Source organism: Acidovorax sp. NPDC077693 (assembly GCF_044542805.1).
In the GTDB taxonomy this organism is placed as follows: Bacteria; Pseudomonadota; Gammaproteobacteria; order Burkholderiales; family Burkholderiaceae_C; genus Acidovorax.
Map to the genome: position 1 here is coordinate 207,819 of NZ_JBITVD010000004.1, position 19,585 is coordinate 227,403.

A 19,585-nucleotide genomic window follows, 5' to 3' on the forward strand; every position below is an offset into this window, starting at 1 on the left:
AGCGGCGCAGCCGCTCAGGGGGTGCCCTTATTCCGCATCCAGTCCGCCGTGCCCATGAAGCTTTCCTTCAAGCGGGCGCGCAAAGCGCCGGGCACGCCCGTCTCGCCCATGGCCTGGTCCATGCAGGCGACCCACTGGTCGCGCTCCTTGATGCCGATGGAAAAAGGCATGTGCCGCATGCGCAGGCGCGGGTGGCCGAAGCGGCTTTGGTAGTGGTCGGGCCCGCCCAGCCAACCGCACAAGAACCAGAAGAGTTTTTGCCGCGCCTGCACCAGGTCGCTGCCGTGGGCCGTACGCAACTCGGCATACGCGGGCTCCAGGTCCATCAGGTCGTAGAAACGCTCGGTGAGCGCCAGCACGCGCGCTTCGCCGCCGATCCATTCGAAGGGTGTGACAGCCGCCGCCGCAGCCTCCTGGCCGGGCTCGGTGTCTGCGTGGGGGTCTTTGGAAACGTCTGAATTCATGTCAAAAATGGCGCTACCGCTTGACCATCAAGCGGCAGCAGCTATCGAATATATAGCAACCGGCTGATGCAGCACTGGCGGTACCCCATAGAGGGCACACGCCAGCCGCTCACTCCGCCGCGCGGCGCAGCGTGTCCACCACCGGCCGCAGCAGCACCTCGCGCAGGCCCCACCAGCCAGCGGCCAAGGCCAGCACGGCGCCCGCCACGGCGCCCGCCAGCGGCACCCAGGGCGACGCGGTCCAGGCGAAGTCGAACACGAAGCGCGCCAGCGCCCAGCCCACGCCCACGGCCACGGTGCTGGCCAAAAAGCCCGCGAGCAGGCCCACGCCCACCAGCTCGGCGCGCTGCACCTGCCGCAGCAGGCTGGCGCGCGCCCCCACGGCGCGCATGATGGCGTATTCGCGCGCACGCTCTTCACGTGTGGCGGTGACGGCCGCGAACAGCACCACCAGGCCAGCGGCCAGCGTGAAAGCGAACAAGAACTCCACCGCGCGGATCACCTGGTCCAGCACGCGCTGCACCTGGTTGATGGTGGCGGCCATGTCCACGTTGGTGATGTTGGGGAATTGGCGCACCAGCGCGTTGTCAAAACCGTGCACCTCGGGCGCGCGGTAGGCGGCAAGGTACGTGACGGGCACGTCCTTCACGCTCGCCACCGGGTACATCACGAAGAAGTTGGCGCGCATCGAGCCCCAGTCCACCTTGCGCAGGCTGGTGATGCGGGCTTCGTTCAGCACGCCGCCCATGTCGAACTGCAGGCGGTCGCCCATCTTCAGGCCCAGGGTCTCGGCAATGCCTTCTTCGACGCTGATCGCGCCCTCCTCGCCCGCCGTCCACCGGCCGGCCACGATCTGGTTGTGGGCCGGTGCCTCGGTGGCGTTGGAGAGGTTGAACTCGCGGTCCACCAGGCGCTTGGCGCGGTCGTCGGTGTAGTCGGCCGGGCCCACGGCCTTGCCATTCACCGCCACCAGCCGCCCGCGGATCATGGGGTACCAGTCGTACTTGGCGACATTGTTGTCCTTGAGCGCCTGCTGAAAAGCATCGGCCTGGTCGGGCATGACGTTGATCACGAAGCGGTTGGGCGCATCCGGCGGCGTGGCCTTGCGCCAGCTGTCCACCAGGTCGGTGCGCAGCAGCACCAGCAACACCAGGGCCAGCAGGCCCACGGCCAGGCTGCTGACCTGCACCACGGCGTAGGCCGGGCGTGCCGATATCTGCCGCGTGGCCAGCACCAGCCAGCGCGGGGCGGTGGCCTCGTTCACGCTCCTGCGCAGCAGCTTGACCGCCACCCAGGCCAGGCCTGCGAACAGGAGCACCGCGCCCGCAAAGCCGCCCACGGCGATCAGGCCCAGCTTGATGTCGCTGCTCACCGTCAGCAGCAGCGCCGCAAAGCCCGCGATGCCGATGCCCAGCACCGCCATGGATGCCGGCTTGAGCCCGCCCACGTCGCGCCGGATGACCCGCAGCGGTGGCACCTGGGCCAGCTGCAGCACCGGCGGCAGGCCGAACGCGAACAGCAGCGTGAGCCCCATGCCCAGGCCGAAGGCCACGGGCCACAGGCTGGGTGCGGGCAAGGCGGATTCCACCAGCCCCGCCAGCAGCAGCACGAAGGCGTGGTGCACGGCATACCCCAGCAGCACGCCCAGGGCGCTGGCGAACAGGCCGACCAGCGCGAACTCGGTGGTGTACGCGCCCGCGATGGTGCGCTGGCTTTGCCCCAGCACGCGCAGCATGGCCGATGCGTCCAGATGCTCCGCGGCAAAGCCGCGTGCCGCCAGGGCCACGGCCACGGCCGACAGCAGCGCGGCCAGCAGGGCCACCAGGCTCAGAAATTTCTGGGCGCGGTCCAGCGTCTGGCGCATTTCGGGGCGGCCGCTCTCCAGCGACTCCACACGCACGCCGTGCACCTCGGGCTTTTTAAGCTCTGCGGCAGACCATTCGTTGAAGGCCTTGACCGCAGGCGCCGGGCCGGTGACGGCAAACCGGTAGGTCAGGCGGCTGGCGGGCTGCACTAGGCCGGTAGCGGCCAGGTCGGCTTCGTTGACCATCACGCGCGGCGCAAAGCTCATGAAGCCCGCGCCCCGGTCCGGCTCGATGACGATGATGCGGGCGATGCGCAGTTGCGTATCGCCCAGCAGCAGAAAGTCGCCCATGGCCAGGTTCAGCGATTCGAGCAAAGGAGCATCGACCCATACCTCGCCCTTGGCCGGGATGTCCCGCGTGGGCTGGTCGATGGCGCCGGGGGCGTCGGACACCCGCAGGCTGCCGCGCAGCGGATAGGCCGGCTGCACGCTCTTCAAGGCCACGAGCTTGCTGGCGCCTCCCTGGGCGTCGCTGGCGCGGCCCATGGTGGGAAAGCCGAGCGTGGTGACGGATTGGAGGCCCAGCGCCTTGGCCTGGTCCACAAAGGCCTGGGGGGTGGGGTTGTCGCTGGCCACCACCGCGTCGCCGCCCAGCAGCTGCAGGGCATCGCGCTGCAGGCCGCCCTGCAATCGGTCGGCAAAGAAGCCCACCGAAGTGAGCGCGGCCACCGCCAGGGTGACGGCAACGATCAACAGGCGCAGCTCGCCCGCGCGCAGGTCGCGGGCCAGGGTGCGCCAGCCCAGGCGCAGAAAAGACAGGTTCATGGCGCGGACCTTAGCGCAAAGCGAACGGGCCGTCAGCCCGTGGGGTGTTTTGGGGCGGTGCCGGGCGCTGCGCGGGCAGCGGGCCCGCCCCTCGCGGTCAGGGCCGCACCGTGGCGGTGGCCTCGCTGCCTTCGCCCGCGCCCAGCCGCTGCTCCAGCGCCTTGAGCACAGGTTCGATCTGCGCGCCCACCCGGATCTGCGGGTTGGAGAAGCCGTCGGCCTTGCCGGCCTCGACCTCGCGCTGCTGGATCAGCGGCACGGCCTTGGCGAAGGCGTCGGTGAACGAATGGGTCTGGCGCAGTTGCTCGTTGAACACCGCACGGCCGAAGAACGTGAGCTCGGACAGCCGGCCGCAGCCGTACGAGGTGTGCGTGGCATCGGCCGCCGTCATGATGAGCGTGCCGTCGGTGACCAGCGGGTCGATCCAGCCGCCCGAAAAGCAGGCCGACACGGCGATCACGCGGTGGCGGATGCCGGCGTCGTCCAGCGCGGCGCGCAGCATCTCGGGCGTGACGGGCGGCACCTCCAGAGGCCAGTGCGACGCGGCCAGCTCGTGGTTGCGCGCGCCGTGGGATGTCATGTAGACCATGAGCACGTCGTTGTCGCGGTCCATGCGGTCCGCCAGCGCCTCGATGGCGCGCTGCAGGTTCTGCGGCGTGGCCCACAGGTGGGTGCCTGCGGTTTCCGCATGGTTGAGCAGGTGCAGCACGCGGCCGTCGGCGTCGAAGCGCTCCTTCAGCAGCGTGCTGACCATGGTGCTTTCTCGGCGGAAGACTTCCTCGCTGGCATAGGGGGCGAACACCAGCCCGTAGACATCCACCACGCCCGGGCGCTCGGGCGCCAGCGCCTGTACCTGCTGCGGCCACAGTGCCTGCTGGGCTTCGAAGACCGTCTGCGACAGGTGCAGGCGTGCCGGCTCTGGAGCAGGCTCCTGGGCCGCGGCGACGGCTTCGGCATCCATCTCCCAGGGCCGGTCGGGAAACTGCCACGTGGCCAGGGCCGCCAGGCCCACCAACCCGGCGGCAAAGACCGCCGTGCGCACGCGCGAGCGGATGAAACGTGCACTGACCACGACCACCGCCGCCAGCAGCCACGCGAACAGCGGGATGTACAGTGCCCACATCACCCAGCCGGCGATCTGCCCCTGCCAGGTCTGCGGCCTTTGCGCCGCCCAGCCCAACAGCCCGTAGGTGAGCAGTGTGGGAACCATGGGCGCCCAGGTGGAGAGTGCGAACCACGCCGCCAGACCGCCCGAAGGTTCGGGGCTGGCGGCCCCTGGTGCCGCGGCCTGTTCCCGCAGCGCCGGGGCCATGCCCCACCACGCGAACCACAGCAGCGCCAACGTCGTCCAGTACGGAATCAGCCAGCCGCGCAGGTTGAACTGCGCGGGGCCCACGATCTCCAGGCGCGCGACGGCCGCCAGCAGCGCGCCACTGGCGAGCGCCAGCACCACCAGTTGCCAGGGCGTGGGCGCCGCCGCGCCGGTACGGGGCGCCAGGAAAAATCCGGCGCGCAAGCCTTCGCGGACCCAGTCCCAGAGCGACAGGCGGGCAGAGCCCGCAGGCCCGCCACCCGGGGTGTCAGCCAGCGCCCCGGGCGCGGTGGGCGCGCCGGCCAGCGGCACTTCAATCTCGCCGGGCACAGGGCCCGATTGGCTGGGCAGGGTGTTGTCCCAGGTGCCATGCACGTGACGGTCTTTCATGCGCGCATCATGCCATCTGCGCATGACGGGCATCCACGGCGGCCGGGCGCTCGACGGTGGCCGCTGCGTGCTCTTGAGGGCTACCGGTGGCCGCCGTAGCCGTAGCTGTGGCCCGGCATCCAAACGCTATCGCTATGTCTGCGGCGCAGCCCCTGTCGCAGGCAGCACTGCAGGCGGCTGCGCCAGCTCTGGCTGCAGCACAAGCCGGTCGGCCCCGCTGTAGCAGACAAAACGCCGGTTGGTCGCCCGTCCGATGGCGCACAGGCCCAGCTGCTGCGCCACCGCATGGCCCATCTGCGTCATGCCGCTGCGCGACACCACGATGGGCACGCCCATCTGGGCTGACTTGATGACCATCTCGCTGGTGAGGCGCCCGGTGGTGTAGAAGACCTTGTCGGCGCCCGACATGGGCTCGGGCCCGGGCTCGCCTGCAGCCCCCTCAGCCGCGAGTCTTGGCGGCTGCGCATTCATCCACATCCAGCCCGCAATCGTGTCGATGGCGTTGTGGCGCCCCACGTCTTCCACAAAAGTGAGCAGTTCCTCCCCCTGGAACAGCGCACAGCCGTGCACCGAGCCGGCAGACTTGTACGTGGACTCCTTCAGGCGGATCGCGTTGACGATGCCGTACAGCTGGGCTTGGGTGAGGCGCGCCTCGGGCAGCACGATGCGGTCCACCTCGTCCATCAAGCCACCGAACACGCTGCCCTGCCCGCAGCCGGTGGTCACCACCTTGCTGGCCGTCCGCTCTTCGATGCGCTCGATGCCGTGGCGGGTGCGCACGGCGGCGGCGTGCACGTCCCAGTCGACGGTGATGGACGCGATGTCGAACACCGACTCGACCAGGCGCTGGTTGCGCAGGTAACCGAGCACCAGCAGCTCGGGGTGCGCGCCCAGGGTCATCAGCGTGACCAGCTCGCGCTTGTCCACATACACGGTGAGCGGGCGCTCCGCGGGGATGGAGACCTGCTCGCGCTCGCCCAGTTCGTTGACCACATCGACACTGTGGGTGAGCGGGGCCGTGGCCTGCGTCAGGCGCGGCAAGGGGGGCAAGGGCTGGGCGGTGGAATCCGTTGCGGTGCGGGATGTCATGGAGGGACTATACGCAGGCGTGCTGAATGCAGACGCTGCCCAGCCTGGCCCTGCGCCGGGCGGGGCCAAGGGCGAAGAGGAGGTGCTCCGAGAGATTTGGAGGGGTGCCGGTCTCTGTGCGGCCCATCGCAGAAGTGGTACGCACCCCGCGCACCCGGCCGACGGCGATCAGGGCTTGGGTGCCGATGCCGCGGCGGCGGGGGTGGCCGTGTTGGGCGGGCTGCTGGCCGTGCCCGGTGGCGAGTGGGCGCCTGCGGCCTCCAGGGGCTTGGCCTCTGGCGGTGTGTAGGCGAACGGGCCGGGGTCAGCGCACGAGGCGCCGGTGGCCACCGCAGGCTTGGCATCCGGCGTGGTCTTGCGGTAGTGGGCCGCCACCTTGTCCTGCGACAGGCACAGCTTGTAGTTGTCGACCTTGCCGGCCCAGGCGGCCTTGGCAGCGGCTTCTGCAGCCTTGGCGGCGGCCTCGGGCGACGGCGGGGGCAGCTTGGCCACGGCCAGGCTGCACGCACCAGCGGCACACAAAGCCAGCGCCAGGGTACGGAGGGGGTGTGGAGTCTTCATGGTGGGGTGTGCCTCACATGTCATGCCTGGACGGGCTTGCCTGCGGCGGCGGCCGCCTCGACAGGTCCGTCCACGGCGCTGCGCTGGCGCGGAATCTTGCCGGCCTCGATGTCGTCGTACCAGAGCTCGTGGTGCTCCCTGGCCCAGGTGTCGTCCACATAGCCGGTCTTCATGGCCTTGTAGGCGCCCTGCATGCCGATGGTGCCCATGTAGATGTGGCCCATGAACATCATCATCATCACCACCGTGGCCACGGCATGCACCATGTGCGCGATCTGCATGGTGCCACGCTCGTAGATGAGCCCGGGGATCAGCTTGTCCAGCACCAGGCCCGAGGCCACCACGATCACGCCCAGGCCCAGCACGCCGGCCCAGAACACGATCTTCTCGCCCGCGTTGAAGCGGTGCGAAGGCACCTCTTGCCCCGAGAGCATGCCGCCGCCCTTGGCGATCCAGGTGATGTCCTCGCGGCGCGGCAGGTTGTCCTTGAGGAACGTGAAGAACACGATGACCAGCGACACCGCGAACAGCGGGCCGGCGAAGTTGTGGATGTTCTTCAATGCATACGCCAGCCAGCCGAACAGCGTAGCGCCCATGATGGGCAGCAGGAAGAACTTGCCGAACGCCATCACGATGCCCGACACCGCCAGGGCGACGAAGGCAATGGCGTTGGCCCAGTGGGCCGAGCGCTCGAAAGGGGTGAAGCGCTCGATCTTGCGGCCGGTCTCGGCGCCGTGCAGCTTGATCGCGCCCTTGCCCCAGTAGAACAGCGCAATCGCACCGGCCACGATGAGCAGCAGCGAGCCGCCGTACGGGATGATCCACTGGTTGCGCACCTGCCGCCAGGCCTCGCCGGCGTTGGTCACGCGCGAGCCGGGGTACTGCACGAAGGGCTGGATCAGGTTGCCGGCCTCGGGCGCCTGGCTCTTGGGCAGGCTGCTGGTGCCCGTCACGCCCTGCCCCACCTGGCGCCACATGGGCGCGTTGTTGCCGGGCTGCACCTTGGCGCGTTCGCCGTTGGTCTGCTCCAGGTATTTGGGGTCGGCGCTCGCGTCCGGCTTGACCTCGAAGATGTTCTGGCTCTGGATGCCGCCCGCGGCCGGGGCCGCGGTGGCAGGCGCAGGCGCTACTGCTGCCGCAGGCGCAGAGGCTGCATCGCCAGCGGCCGGGGCCTGCGCCAGCGCGGGGCCGCAGGCCACACCGACCACCAACGCCAATGACCACAGGATGTGTTGCATGACGGGCCTCACTTCGCGGTGATGCGCGTGTACTCGTTCTGGCCGTACTGCTGGCGCGTCTTCAGTTGCGCCTCCCAGCTCGCCTTGTCACCGGCCGTCCAGCCCGGCTGCGTGAAGGCGCTGCCGGTGCCGGCGTAGGGGGCCGCATCGCTGCGGATGCCGGCGCCGGTCTGCGGCTTTTCGCCGCAGGCGCTCAGGGCCGCCAGGGCCAGGGCTGCGGAGGCGACCAGCAAGGTGCGGTGCATCGTGGTCATGACTTGCCCCCTGCCGGCTGGCCGGCCTGCTGCGAGCCGTAGGCCGTGCCCCAGCCCCACACTTCGGCGCCCTTGCCGCGCTGCACCACGCGGTTGCGGAAGATGTCCGCCACCACGTCGCCATCGCCAGCCAGCAGGGCCTTGGTGGAGCACATTTCGGCGCAGGCGGGCAGCTTGCCCTCGGCCAGGCGGTTGCGGCCGTACTTGTCGAACTCGGCCTGGCTGCCATGCTCTTCAGGGCCGCCGGCGCAGAAGGTGCACTTGTCCATCTTGCCGCGCACGCCAAAGGTGCCGGTGGACGGGAACTGCGGTGCGCCAAAGGGGCAGGCATAGCTGCAGTAGCCGCAGCCGATGCACACGTCCTTGTCATGCAGCACCACGCCTTCGTCCGTGCGATAAAAGCAGTTGACGGGGCACACGGCCATGCAGGGCGCATCGCTGCAGTGCATGCAGGCCACCGAGATCGATTTCTCGCCGGGCACGCCGTCGTTGAGCGTGACCACGCGGCGGCGGTTCACGCCCCACGGCACCTCGTGCTCGTTCTTGCAGGCCGTGACGCAGCCGTTGCATTCGATGCAGCGCTCTGAGTCGCAGATGAATTTCATTCGTGCCATGGGTAGGTCTCCTTGCGCGGCGCGATCAGGCGCGTTCCACGTTGCAGATCGTGGTCTTGGTTTCTTGCATCATGGTCACGCTGTCGTAGCCATAGGTGGTGGCGGTGTTCACCGCTTCGCCGCGCACGATGGGCGCTGCGCCCTTGGGGTAGTACGCCAGCATGTCCGCGCCTTGCCAGCGCCCCGAGAAGTGGAACGGCATCCACACCGTGTCGGGTGCCACGCGCTCGGTGACCAGCGCCTGCACGTTCAGGCGTGCGCCGGTGGGCGAGCTCAGCCACACGCGCTCGCCGTTGCGGATGCCGCGGTCGGCCGCCGTCTTCGGGTTGATCTCGACGAACGACTCCTGCTGCAGCTCGGCCAGCCAGGGGTTGGAGCGGGTTTCCTCGCCGCCGCCTTCGTACTCGACCAGGCGGCCCGAGCTCAGGATGAGCGGGAACTTCTCGTGCACCTTGTCGGCGATGTTCTTGTCCTGCACGCTCTTGTACAGCGTGGGCATGCGCCAGAAGGCCTTCTTGTCGTCGTGCGTGGGGTACTTGGCCATCAGCTCCGGCTTGGTGCCGTACAGCGGCTCGCGGTGCTGCGGTATCGCATCCGGGAAGTTCCACACCACGGCACGCGCCTTGGCGTTGCCGAACGGGTGGCAGCCGTGCTTCATGGCCACGCGGATGATCGCGCCGGTGGGATCGGTCTTCCAGTTCTTGCCTTCGGCCTTGGCCTTTTCGGCGTCCGACAGGTCGTCCCACCAGCCGAGCTTCTTGAGCAGCACGTGGTCGAACTCGGGGTAGCCGGTGGTGATCTCGCTGCCCAGCGAGAACGATCCGTCCTCGGCCAGCAGGTTCACGCCGTCCTTTTCCACGCCGAAGTTGGCGCGGAAGTTGCCGCCGCCGTCCATCACATGCTTGGAGGTGTCGTACAGGTTGGACGAGCCCGGGTGCTTGAGCTCGGGCGTGCCGTAGCAGGGCCAGGGCAGGCCGAAGTAGTCGCCCGTGAAGTCGTAGCCCGTGTCCTTGTCCTTGCCGCCCTTGGCCTTGAGGGTCTTCACGTCGAACAGGTGCATGTTCTTCATGTGGGCCTTCAGCCGCTCGGGGCTCTGGCCGGTGTAGCCGATGGTCCACACGCTCTTGTTGATCTCGCGCAGGATGTCCTCGGGCACGGGCTCGTCCATGCCCTTGACCTTCTGCATCTTGTAGTTCTTGGACAGCTCGGCGGCAAAGCCCAGCTTCTCGGCGAACTGGTGCATGATCATGTGGTCCGAGCGGCTCTCCCACAGGGGCTCGATGACCTTCTCGCGCCACTGCAGCGACCGGTTGGACGCGGTGCACGAGCCGCTGGTCTCGAACTGCGTGGCCGCGGGCAGCAGGTACACCGCGCGGTTGGCGTTCAAATCTTCGGCCTTGCCGGGCATGGCGGCCATGGCGGCGGTGGCCGAGGGGTACGGGTCCACCACCACCAGCAAATCCAGCTTGTCCATCGCGCGTTTCATTTCCAGACCGCGCGTCTGCGAGTTGGGCGCATGGCCCCAGAAGAACACGCCGCGCAGGTTGGAGTCCTGGTCGATGAGCTCGTTCTTCTCCAGCACGCCGTCGATCCAGCGCGACACGGTGATGCCGCTCTTGGTCATCATCGCGGGCGATGCGTACTTGGCCTTGATCCACTCGTAGTCCACGCCCCACACGGCCGCGAAGTGCTTCCAGGAGCCTTCGGCCAGGCCGTAGTAGCCGGGCAGCGAATCGGGGTTGGGGCCCACGTCGGTGGCGCCTTGCACGTTGTCGTGGCCGCGGAAGATGTTGGTGCCGCCGCCCGTCTTGCCCACGTTGCCCAGCGCCAGCTGCAGGATGCACGATGCGCGAACGATGGCGTTGCCGATGGTGTGCTGCGTCTGGCCCATGCACCACACCACGGTGCCGGGGCGGTGGGCGTTGAGCATGCTCGCCACCTTGAAGACCTGCGCCTCCTTCACGCCGCAGGCCTCTTCCACCTTGTCGGGCGTCCACTTGGCGAGGATCTCCTCGCGCACCTTGTCCATGCCGTAGACGCGGTCGTTGATGTACTGCTTGTCTTCCCAGCCGTTCTTGAAGATGTGGTACAGCAGGCCGAAGAGGAAGGGAATGTCGGTGCCGGAGCGGATGCGCACGTATTCGTCGGCCTTGGCCGCCGTGCGGGTGAAGCGCGGGTCCACCACGATCATCTTGCAGCCGGTTTCCTTGGCGTGCAGCATGTGCAGCATGCTCACCGGGTGGGCCTCTGCCGCGTTGGAGCCGATGTACATCGCGACCTTGCTGTTTTGCATGTCGTTGTACGAATTGGTCATGGCCCCATAACCCCAGGTGTTGGCCACGCCGGCCACCGTGGTGGAGTGGCAGATGCGCGCCTGGTGGTCGCAGTTGTTGGTGCCCCAGAAGCTCACGAACTTGCGCAGCAGGTACGCCTGCTCGTTGTTGTGCTTGGACGAGCCGACGAAGTACACGCTGTCAGGGCCGCTGGCCTTGCGCAGCTCCTGCATCTTGGCGGTGATCTCGTTGAGCGCCGTGTCCCAGCTGATGCGCTCGTACTTGCCGTTCACGAGCTTCATGGGGTAGCGCAGGCGGTACTCGCCGTGGCCGTGCTCGCGCAGCGCAGCGCCCTTGGCACAGTGCGCGCCCAGGTTGATGGGCGAGTCGAACACCGGCTCCTGGCGCACCCACACGCCGTTCTCGACCACGGCATCCACCGCGCAGCCCACCGAGCAGTGGGTGCACACGGTGCGGCGCACTTCGATCTTGCTGTCGCCCAGGCCCACCTTGGCGCCTTCGGCGGCGTGGGACTTCTTGATCAGCGTGAGCTGCGACGCGGCAATGCCGACCCCGACGCCCAGGCCCGAGCGGCGCAAGAACGCGCGCCGGTCCATGGTGGGCAGGGCCTGCGACAAACCGCGGCGCAGGCTGTGAACAAAAGGAGAGGCAGGCGCGGCGCCCGGCGCGGCGTGCGGCGACTTCTTGGTGAGCAACATGGGGCGCCCCGGTCAGAGTTGGGTGGTCTTGTAGTACTGCTTCACATGGGCGGACAGGCGGTAACCGCCGCCCTTCTCCGGCGCCACGCGGGGGGGCTCGGACACGGCCGCTTCGGGAGACGTCGCCAGCTGCGGAAGGGCCACCACGGCAGCCGCTGCGGCGCCGACGGTGGCGGCGCCGGCAAAGAAGCTGCGGCGCGAAGGTGGGGTTTGGCTGTTCTGCATGCTTGTCTCCAGAATGGCTGCAGCTATGAAATGCTGTTCATACAGTCTATGTCACTGAGTGCAACACTGCAATTGAGGCGAATACCACCCACCAACTTACTCATCTTTTATATCGCCCCTCGCAGATGGTGTCAGCGGCGGCGCCAGTTCAATCGAGCATGTCGAAGCCCTGCGCCTCCACGCTGACGAAGGCGCGGGTGAAATGTGCTGTTGCAGCATAGAACCGTGCTTGCGGATGCGCCGCCAGCGCATCGCACAGCGCACCCACCCAGGGCTGCAGGTGCGTGGCAAAAAAGTCGCGCTGCGACGCCAGGTTGCACACCGCGACGTCGTCGCCGGCAATCAGGTAGCGCATGACCTCGCACAGGTAGGCGATGTGGTCTTCGGTCTCGGGCATGGCCGCCTCGTCACGCGCCAGGCCCAGGCGGGTCAGGTCGGTGCGCAGGCGGGCCAGGGGCTTCTCGTTCAAGAAGCCGCTCACGTAGTGCGATGCGTACAGGTAGACCTCGGGCTTGCCCACGCCGCCGAACAGGCGGTCGAACTCCAGCGCCACGGCCGCATCGTCCAGCGCACGCGCTGCGCCCACCAGCTGCTGCCAGGGCTCTTGCAAAAAACCACCCGCGGCCGGTGCCTCGGTCACCGCCACGCGCAGGGCGGACAGCAGCTCCGGGCCGGGCGCCGCGTAGTACAGCTGCGACAGCAGGCCATACAGCTCGGCGCGCGCGGTTTCCTCGTCCAGCGCCGAACTGCCGGCAGGGGTCATTGAAGGTTGGGCACTCACAGGTCCGTCACTTTCGCTTCGCTTTGGGAGGAATACAGGTCGATCACGCGGCAGTCGCTGCACATCTTCAGGCGCTCCAGCGCCTCGCCCTGGAACATGGGGTGGCCCGAGAGCTTGCCCAGCATGGCCTCGATGGCCTTGACCGTGCCAAACGGTTTGCTGCAGCGCACACAGGCCCAGGGCTTGGCTTCGTTGAGCACGCGCAGTTGCGCACGCTCGGGCGTGAGCAGCAGGCGCGGCTGCAGCGTGATCGCATCTTCGGGGCAGGTGGTGGCGCACAGGCCGCACTGCACGCAGTTCTTCTCGATGAAGCGCAGTTGCGGCATCTGCGGGTTGTCCTGCAGGGCGCTGGCGGGGCACGCGCTCACGCAGCTCAGGCACAGCGTGCAGCGGTCTTTGTTCACGTTGATGCTGCCCAGCGGCGAGCCCGCGGCCGGCAGCGCAATGGCGTCGGGCCGCACCGCGGCCGGGGCTGGCGCGTATTCGATGAGATGGTCCAGCGCCATCTCCAGCGTGCTGCGCTTTTCCTGCGCTACCGCAAACCGTGCGGGCACGGCGGGCGTGGCCTGGCGGGTCTGCCCCAGCGCCTGCAGCGCGGCATCGAGCGCCGTGGGGTGCGTGGCACGCACCAACTGCAGGTGGCTGCCCGTGTAGCCCAGCCCGCGCAGGATGGCCTGCGCCACGTCCATCTGCGCCTGCAGGCCTTCCAGGTACTGCGGGGCCTCTTCATCGGTCACCAGCACCGCCACCTGCGATGCGCCGTAAGCCACGGCGCTCAGCCACAGTTCCAAGCCCAGGCTGGCCGTGTGCCACACCGCCACGGGAATCACCCGCGCCGGCACGCCGTGCGCCACCTTGAGTTGCGCCGCGCGGCCCAATTCCTCCACCAGCGCCTGCCCGCGCTCCTGGCTGTGCAGCAGCAGCACGGCGTCCTTGCCACCGGCTGCGGCATAGGTGGACAGCAGCGTCTTGAGCTTCAGGCCCTGGTCCGTGGCGCTGGGGTAGGCATAGGTCAGCGCCCCCGTGGGGCACACCGTGGTGCAGGCACCGCAGCCCACGCACAGATGCGGGTTCACCTTGATTTGCTGGCGGCTCTTGTCGCTGGCAATGGCCTCGGCCGAGCAGATGTCCACGCAGGCATTGCAGCCCACGGTTTCATTGCGGCTGTGGGCGCACAGCTTTTGTTTGTAGGCAAAGAACTTGGGCTTTTCAAACTCGCCCACGAGCTCGCGCAGGCGCAGCAGCGTGGCGATGTCGCGGCCGTCCCAGCGAAAGTACCCCTGCGGCGGCGCGTGCTGCACAAAGGTGGGCGCGGCCGTAGCGGCGCGCAGGTCGAGCACCATGTCGAAGCGCTCGGTGTGCGGGGCCGCCTCGCGGCTGAAGTCGATGGCGCCCGCCACCTGGCAGACCTTCACGCAGGCGCGGTGCGACTGGCAGGCGGTCAGGTCGACTTGGTAGTCGAGGCCGATGGCATCTTCGGGGCACGCGGCCACGCAGGCATTGCAGCGGGTGCACAGGTCCAGGTCGATGGGGTTGTCGGCCGCCCATTGCAGATCGAACGCGCCCAGCCAGCCCGTGAGACCCGTGATGCGCCCGCCCAGCACCGGAAAGCGACGTGCCTGCGCGCCACCTGCGGTGCCCGGGCCCTGGGTGAACACCGTGACATCCATCACGTCGGACACCATGGCCGCAGCGCGTTCGGCCACATCGAGCGCGCCGATGATCAACAGCCGACCGGTGCTCTTGAAGGTGACCGTGGGCACCGGTGCGGGCTCAGGCAACTGCGCGGCGGCCAGCAGCGCCGCGATCTTGGGGGTGGCGCGGTCCGCATCGCGGCTCCAGCCGCCGGTCTCGCGGATGTTGACGAAGCGGATGGGGGAGATGGCGCCCTCGGTCTGCTGGCCCAGCTCGGCGAACAGGCGCTGCTCTTGCGTGCAGGCCACCACCACGTCCTGGCCGGTCTTGACGGCCTGCTGGAATGCCCCGGCTTCGCGCCGGCACAGCGTGGAGTGGAGGGTCAGGCCCTGGTCGTCATGCAGTGCCGCGCCCAACGCTTTCGCGTCGAGGGGCATCGTCTGGTTGCAGTCGCAGATGAGCGTCGTGGTCATGGTCGGGTTGGCTGGCTGGCGCGTCGGCTGCCCCGGTGGGGGACAGCGCGGGCGCGCCGGGCTCGCTGGTGGACTCGCTAGGAACAGCGGTGCATACCCCCGACTGTGCCACGTCTGACGGCATTTCCTGCTCCGCATCATCCCGAGGCTGAGTGTGCGCCGGGGGCTTTGCCGCCGCGCCCTCCCCGTCCGCGGCCTGTGTTTCATGGTCGAAGAAGCCCATGGCATGGGCGCTGGCCATCTGGCGCAACATGCCCTCGGGCAAAGGGTCGGGCTGGGTGTAGTCGCCGACGTAGATGTCGAGGCCGTCCATCACGTTGAAGTGCGGGTCGGCAAACAGCTTCTTCATCGCCAGGTTGCGCACCTCGGGCGAGACCGCGCGCTGCACGAAGGGCTTGAAGTCGGACTCGGGCGTGAGCGCCTGCGCATCGGCCAGCGTGGGCGCGGGGGGCTGCTGCGGGGTCGCAGGTTCGGTCGGTGCCTGGGGTACGCCAGCCGGTGCCTTCGCGCCAGGCTCGGCCTGCGCCGCAGCCGGCGGCGGCGCTTGCGGTGCGGGCTCCTCCACGGGCTTGCCCGCCGCCACATCCTGCTTGCGGCGCGACCAGCGCGTGAGGAAGCCGTCAGCCACCGTGACCCCCACCGCCCCGGCGCTTGTCGGTGGACACGGAGGCAGGGTTGCCGAAGCGGTCGGTCAGCGGCTGGAAGCTGTCGGGCCTGCGTCGGCGCTTGGGCTCGGGCACGTAGTGCTCGTCCACGAAGGCCTGCAGCGCCTGCAGCACGGCGGGCGGTGCGGGCACCTGCTCGACCGCCTCCTGCGCATCGAGCCAGCGGCCGGCGTCGTGGTAGCTCAGGCTCACCGCCACCGGGCGTGCCAACCGGCCTTCCTCGGCGCCGCTTTCGTCCATGCGCCACAGCACGAACCAGCACGGTGCCGGGCTGGTAAGGTTCAGGTGGTAGCCCTCGCCGTCGTCCTTGAAAAGTTCGACGGCAAAGCCCGGGAACAGCCAGCGGGTCTCGTCGGCATCCTCGCGCAGCAGGCGCGGCACATCGCCAAAGGCCGCTTCGCCGGGCACCACGTCGTCCAGCGTCCAGCGCCAGGGCTGCCAGCGGTTGTCCAGGCGCTCACGGCGCATGACGACGGCGACTTCGAGGGTGGGGCGCAAAGACATGGCCCGACTGTACTGCCAGCCCGCAGACACGGCGAGCAATGCCCCTGCGTTTCAGCCCCCGGGGGAGGCGTGCGCGGCCTGCGCTCCCGGTGCATACAGCACCGCGCGCGGCGCGCGGCACAGCCCCCACAGGCGCAGCCCGGCCAGCTCGGCCACCTGCACGCCGGTCGCGGTGGGGGCCGAGATGGTGGCCAGCGCCGCCAGTCCCACGCGCGCGCACTTGCGCACCAGTTCGTGGCTGCCCCGGCTGCTGAGCACCACGAAGCCCGGCTCCGCAAGCCGCCCGCTGCGCGCCATCCAGCCGATGAGCTTGTCCAGCGCGTTGTGCCGGCCCACGTCTTCGCAGACACGGGCCAGCTGCCCGTCCAGCGTGGCCCAGCCGGCGGCATGCAGCGAGCCCGAATGCGCGTTGTGCGGCTGCTGCGCCTTCAACCCGGCAAAGGCCGTGAGCACCGTGTGCAGATCCACGCGCTCCACCCAGTCGCGGGCGGGCAGCCGCGCGGGCTCCAGGTCCAGGGCGGCAAAGCTTTCCACGCCGCAGACGCCGCAGCCCGTGCGCCCTGCCATGCTGCGGCGCCGCTGCTTGAGGCGCTCGAAACTGCGCGCAGATATCTCCATGTGCACCTCGACCCCTGGCACGCCCGCCGGCAGGTGCGCGGCGCTCTGGTCGGCCAGGCGCAGCGCGGTGCTGCGGCCGTCGTGCGCGTGGTCGAGGATGCCTTCGCTGAGCGCAAAGCCCAGTGCGAAGTCGTCGAGCTGCTCGGGCGTGGCCATCATGACCGCGTGCGATACGCCGTTGAACACCAGCGCCACCGGAATCTCCTCGGCCAGCGTGTCCAGGCGCAGCGTGCCTTCGCCTGGCGCACCCGCCTCGCCATACACCCGCACCGGGCGCGAGGCCAGGGCATGCAGGCCCCGGGCCAGGGCCTCCTCGTCGGCGTCCTCTTCGTTGTTGTCGCCGTGCACCGCAAGCCCCTGCATCGCCTGTCCGTTCATGGCGCATCTCCAGCCGCCACCAGCTCACGGGCCACGGCCCGGCCCTCGTCGGTCAGGAAGGCCACCCAGCGCTCGCCGACCCGGTCCACACGCACCCACCCGGGGCCGCGCTGCCCGCCCACGGGCGCATCGCTCATGAGGCTCAGCTCGCGCAGCAGCACGCTCGCGCCCTGGCCCAGGCGCTTGCCCAGGCGGGGCAGCGACATGCCCGAGGGTGCGTCGGCACCGCCGTGCGAATCCTCCTGCAGCGCCCGCAGGATGGAGGCTGCCAGGGTATCGTGTGCGGCCGTCATGGCAGGGCCGGCGCGCTCATGGGGCAACGGCCTGCGCACCGGCATCGTCCACCGCCACGGCACCACCGGCGGGCTTGTGCGGCACCAGCAGCACGGGGATGGACTTGGAGGTGGGCGTGCCCGCCGCGTCCGCCACTGCGGACAGCGGGACCAGGGGGTTGGTCTCGGGGTAGTAGGCCGCGAGGTTGCCGCGCGGGATGTCGTAGGCCACCAACTTGAAGCGGTCGGCCCGGCGCTCCTGGCCGTCGCTCCACACGGTCTGGATGTCGACCCAGTCGCCGTCCTGCATGCCCAGCGCGCGGATGTCCTTGTCGTTGATGAACACCACGCGGCGCTGGCCGTAGACGCCGCGGTAGCGGTCGTCCATGCCGTAGATGGTGGTGTTGTACTGGTCGTGCGAGCGCGTGGTCAGCAGCGTGAAGACCACCGCATCCTTGTAGCGTTCGCGCGCGATGTGCGTGGGCGTATCGCGCGGCACGGCATGGGCATGGAAGCTGGCCTTGCCCGATGCCGTGGCCCACACGCGCTCGCTGGCCGTGTTGCGCAGGCGGAACCCGCCGGGCACGGCCACGCGCTGGTTGAAGTCCTTGAAGTCGGGGAACACCTTCTCGATCTGGTCGCGGATGCGTGCGTAGTCTTCCACCAGCCACAGCCAGGGCACGTTGCTGCGCGCGCCCAGCGTGGCGGCGGCAAGCCGCGCGACGATGGCGGGCTCTGACAGCAGGTGCTCGGACGCGGGCGGGTTGATGCCCACCGAGATGTGCACCATGCTCATCGAGTCTTCCACCGTCACGCCCTGCGGGCCGGTGGCCTGCATGTCGATCTCGGTGCGGCCCAGGCATGGCAGGATCAGCGCCTCCTTGCCATGCACGATGTGGCTGCGGTTGAGCTTGGTGGTCACGTGCACCGTGAGGTCGCAGCGCTGCAGGGCCTTCCAGGTCTCGTAGGTGTCCGGCGTGGCGGATGCGAAGTTGCCGCCCAGGGCGAAGAACACCTTGCCCTTGCCGTCCAGCATGTGGCGGATGGCCTCCACCGTGTCCACGCCGTTTTCGCGTGGCGGCTCAAAGCCGAACACGTCGCGCAGCTTGTCGAGCAAGGCGGCCGGGGGCTTTTCCCAGATGCCCATGGTGCGGTCGCCCTGCACGTTGCTGTGGCCGCGCACCGGGCACGGGCCCGCGCCCTCGCGGCCGATGTTGCCGCGCATCATGAGCAGGCTGACGATGGCCTGGATGGTGGCCACCGCGTACTTGTGCTGGGTGATGCCCATGCCCCAGCAGGCGATCACGCTCTTGGCGCCGATGTAGATGTCGGCCGCGGAGCGCATCTGCGCCTCGGTCAGGCCCGACTCCTGCTCCAGCAGCGCCCAGGATTCGGTGCGCAGGTCGTCCGCCATGGCCGCAAAGCCGGTGGTGTGCTCGGCGATGAAGGCGTGGTCGAGCACGCCGCCGCGCGCGTCCTCCTGCTCCAGCACATGCTTCATCATGCCCTTGACCGCCGGCAGGTCGCCGCCCACGCGCAGCTGGAAGTAGTGGGTGCTGATGGGCGTGGAGCCCATCGTGGCCATCTCCAGCTTGTCCTGCGGGTCGGCAAAGCGCTCCAGCCCGCGCTCGCGCAAAGGGTTGAAGCTCACGATGCGCGCGCCGCGCTTGTGCGCCTCGCGCAGCTCGCCGAGCATGCGCGGGTGGTTGGTGCCGGGGTTCTGGCCGAAGATGAAGATCGCGTCGGCGCACTCGAAGTCGTGCAGGGTCACCGTGCCCTTGCCCACGCCGATCTGCGGGCGCATGCCGCTGCCGCTGGGCTCGTGGCACATGTTCGAGCAGTCGGGAAAGTTGTTGGTGCCGAACTGGCGCACGAACAGCTGGTACAGGAAGGCCGCTTCGTTGCTGGCCCGGCCCGAGGTATAGAAGATGGCCTGGTTGGGGTCGGGCAGCGCGTTCAGGTGGCGCGCGATCAGCGCGAAGGCATCGTCCCAGGAGATCGGACGGTACTGGTCGCTGGGCGCGTGGTAGGCCATGGGCTGCGTGAGCCGGCCCTGGTCTTCGAGCCAGAAATCGCTCTGCTCGGCCAGCTCGGCCACGGTGTACTGGGCGAACAGGCCGGGTCCGGCGCGGCGGGCGGTGGCCTCGGCCGCGACGGCCTTGACGCCGTTCTCGCAGAACTCGAAGGTGGACGCATGGTTGCGGTCGGGCCAGGCGCAGCCCGGGCAGTCGAAGCCGTCGGGCTGGTTGGCCGAGAGCAGCGTCTTGGCGCCCTTCAACGGAATGTCCTGGCGCAGCAGCGCGTTCTTGACGCTGTTGAGCGCGCCCCAGCCGCCGGCGGGGCCTTTGTAGAACTCGATTTTTTCTTGCTTCATCATGGTCTCCTGGACGGTGCGCCACGGCTTGGACTGTGCCACGCCCGCGGCGTTCCCGGCCCCTGCCCCGCAAGGGGCGCGCACAGGGCGGCTGCGGCCCCGTGCATCGGCGAAGGC

17 protein-coding genes are annotated in these 19,585 nt (G+C 69.0%); all 17 read right to left on the minus strand.

The window, feature by feature from the left end; translation table 11 throughout:
* Positions 1–14: 14 nt before the first annotated feature.
* The 17 genes from ACIGHN_RS06795 to ACIGHN_RS06875 all read right to left on the minus strand — a co-directional run bounded on the left by ACIGHN_RS06795 (position 15) and on the right by ACIGHN_RS06875 (position 19,468).
* The gene (locus ACIGHN_RS06795) at positions 15–464 is read right to left on the minus strand and encodes a group II truncated hemoglobin (protein ID WP_396503772.1); all 450 of its coding nucleotides are present in this window, start codon (positions 462–464) and stop codon (positions 15–17) included.
* Between the two features lie 109 nt (positions 465–573).
* Positions 574–3,093 (minus strand): ABC transporter permease, encoded by a 2,520-nt coding sequence (locus tag ACIGHN_RS06800; RefSeq protein ID WP_396503773.1) that lies wholly within the window; start codon positions 3,091–3,093, stop codon positions 574–576.
* Between the two features lie 97 nt (positions 3,094–3,190).
* Positions 3,191–4,795: a C13 family peptidase gene (locus tag ACIGHN_RS06805; protein ID WP_396503775.1), complete on the minus strand. Its 1,605-nt coding sequence runs from the start codon at positions 4,793–4,795 to the stop codon at positions 3,191–3,193.
* A 132-nt stretch (positions 4,796–4,927) separates the two neighbouring features.
* Positions 4,928–5,884, minus strand: coding sequence for a formate dehydrogenase accessory sulfurtransferase FdhD (locus ACIGHN_RS06810; RefSeq protein ID WP_396503776.1), 957 nt, complete (start codon positions 5,882–5,884; stop codon positions 4,928–4,930).
* 168 nt (positions 5,885–6,052) lie between these two features.
* Entirely contained in the window at positions 6,053–6,445 is a 393-nt protein-coding gene (locus tag ACIGHN_RS06815) for a hypothetical protein (RefSeq protein WP_156371833.1), read from the minus strand.
* Between the two features lie 20 nt (positions 6,446–6,465).
* A complete protein-coding gene (locus ACIGHN_RS06820; RefSeq protein WP_396503777.1) occupies positions 6,466–7,683 on the minus strand; it encodes a formate dehydrogenase subunit gamma in 1,218 nt (405 codons plus the stop codon).
* A gap of 8 nt (positions 7,684–7,691) precedes the next feature.
* Positions 7,692–7,937, minus strand: a complete 246-nt coding sequence (locus ACIGHN_RS06825; RefSeq protein ID WP_396503778.1) for a hypothetical protein — start codon at positions 7,935–7,937, stop codon at positions 7,692–7,694.
* Positions 7,934–8,551, minus strand: coding sequence for a formate dehydrogenase FDH3 subunit beta (fdh3B, locus tag ACIGHN_RS06830; protein WP_056161698.1), 618 nt, complete (start codon positions 8,549–8,551; stop codon positions 7,934–7,936). Before fdh3B ends, ACIGHN_RS06825 begins: the two co-directional genes overlap by 4 nt.
* A 25-nt stretch (positions 8,552–8,576) precedes the next feature.
* Positions 8,577–11,543, minus strand: a complete 2,967-nt coding sequence (locus ACIGHN_RS06835) for a formate dehydrogenase subunit alpha (protein ID WP_396503779.1) — start codon at positions 11,541–11,543, stop codon at positions 8,577–8,579.
* Between the two features lie 12 nt (positions 11,544–11,555).
* Complete coding sequence (locus tag ACIGHN_RS06840) at positions 11,556–11,768, minus strand: formate dehydrogenase (protein WP_396503781.1); 213 nt, start codon at positions 11,766–11,768, stop codon at positions 11,556–11,558.
* A gap of 148 nt (positions 11,769–11,916) precedes the next feature.
* Complete coding sequence (locus ACIGHN_RS06845) at positions 11,917–12,531, minus strand: molecular chaperone (RefSeq protein ID WP_396503782.1); 615 nt, start codon at positions 12,529–12,531, stop codon at positions 11,917–11,919.
* 14 nt (positions 12,532–12,545) lie between these two features.
* The gene (locus ACIGHN_RS06850; protein ID WP_396503917.1) at positions 12,546–14,621 is read right to left on the minus strand and encodes a 4Fe-4S binding protein; all 2,076 of its coding nucleotides are present in this window, start codon (positions 14,619–14,621) and stop codon (positions 12,546–12,548) included.
* Complete coding sequence (locus tag ACIGHN_RS06855; protein ID WP_396503783.1) at positions 14,581–15,285, minus strand: DUF3306 domain-containing protein; 705 nt, start codon at positions 15,283–15,285, stop codon at positions 14,581–14,583. Before ACIGHN_RS06855 ends, ACIGHN_RS06850 begins: the two co-directional genes overlap by 41 nt.
* Positions 15,278–15,826 carry a DUF3305 domain-containing protein gene (locus ACIGHN_RS06860; RefSeq protein WP_396503784.1) on the minus strand — a complete coding sequence of 183 codons (549 nt, stop codon included), beginning with the start codon at positions 15,824–15,826 and terminating at the stop codon, positions 15,278–15,280. The genes ACIGHN_RS06855 and ACIGHN_RS06860 overlap by 8 nt, the downstream gene beginning before the upstream one ends.
* 51 nt (positions 15,827–15,877) lie before the next feature.
* On the minus strand, positions 15,878–16,807 hold the full coding sequence (gene fdhD, locus ACIGHN_RS06865) for a formate dehydrogenase accessory sulfurtransferase FdhD (RefSeq protein ID WP_396503918.1): 930 nt from the start codon (positions 16,805–16,807) through the stop codon (positions 15,878–15,880).
* An 11-nt stretch (positions 16,808–16,818) separates the two neighbouring features.
* Positions 16,819–17,115 (minus strand): hypothetical protein, encoded by a 297-nt coding sequence (locus tag ACIGHN_RS06870; protein WP_396503785.1) that lies wholly within the window; start codon positions 17,113–17,115, stop codon positions 16,819–16,821.
* 16 nt (positions 17,116–17,131) lie between these two features.
* Positions 17,132–19,468: an FdhF/YdeP family oxidoreductase gene (locus ACIGHN_RS06875; RefSeq protein ID WP_396503786.1), complete on the minus strand. Its 2,337-nt coding sequence runs from the start codon at positions 19,466–19,468 to the stop codon at positions 17,132–17,134.
* Positions 19,469–19,585: the final 117 nt, after the last annotated feature.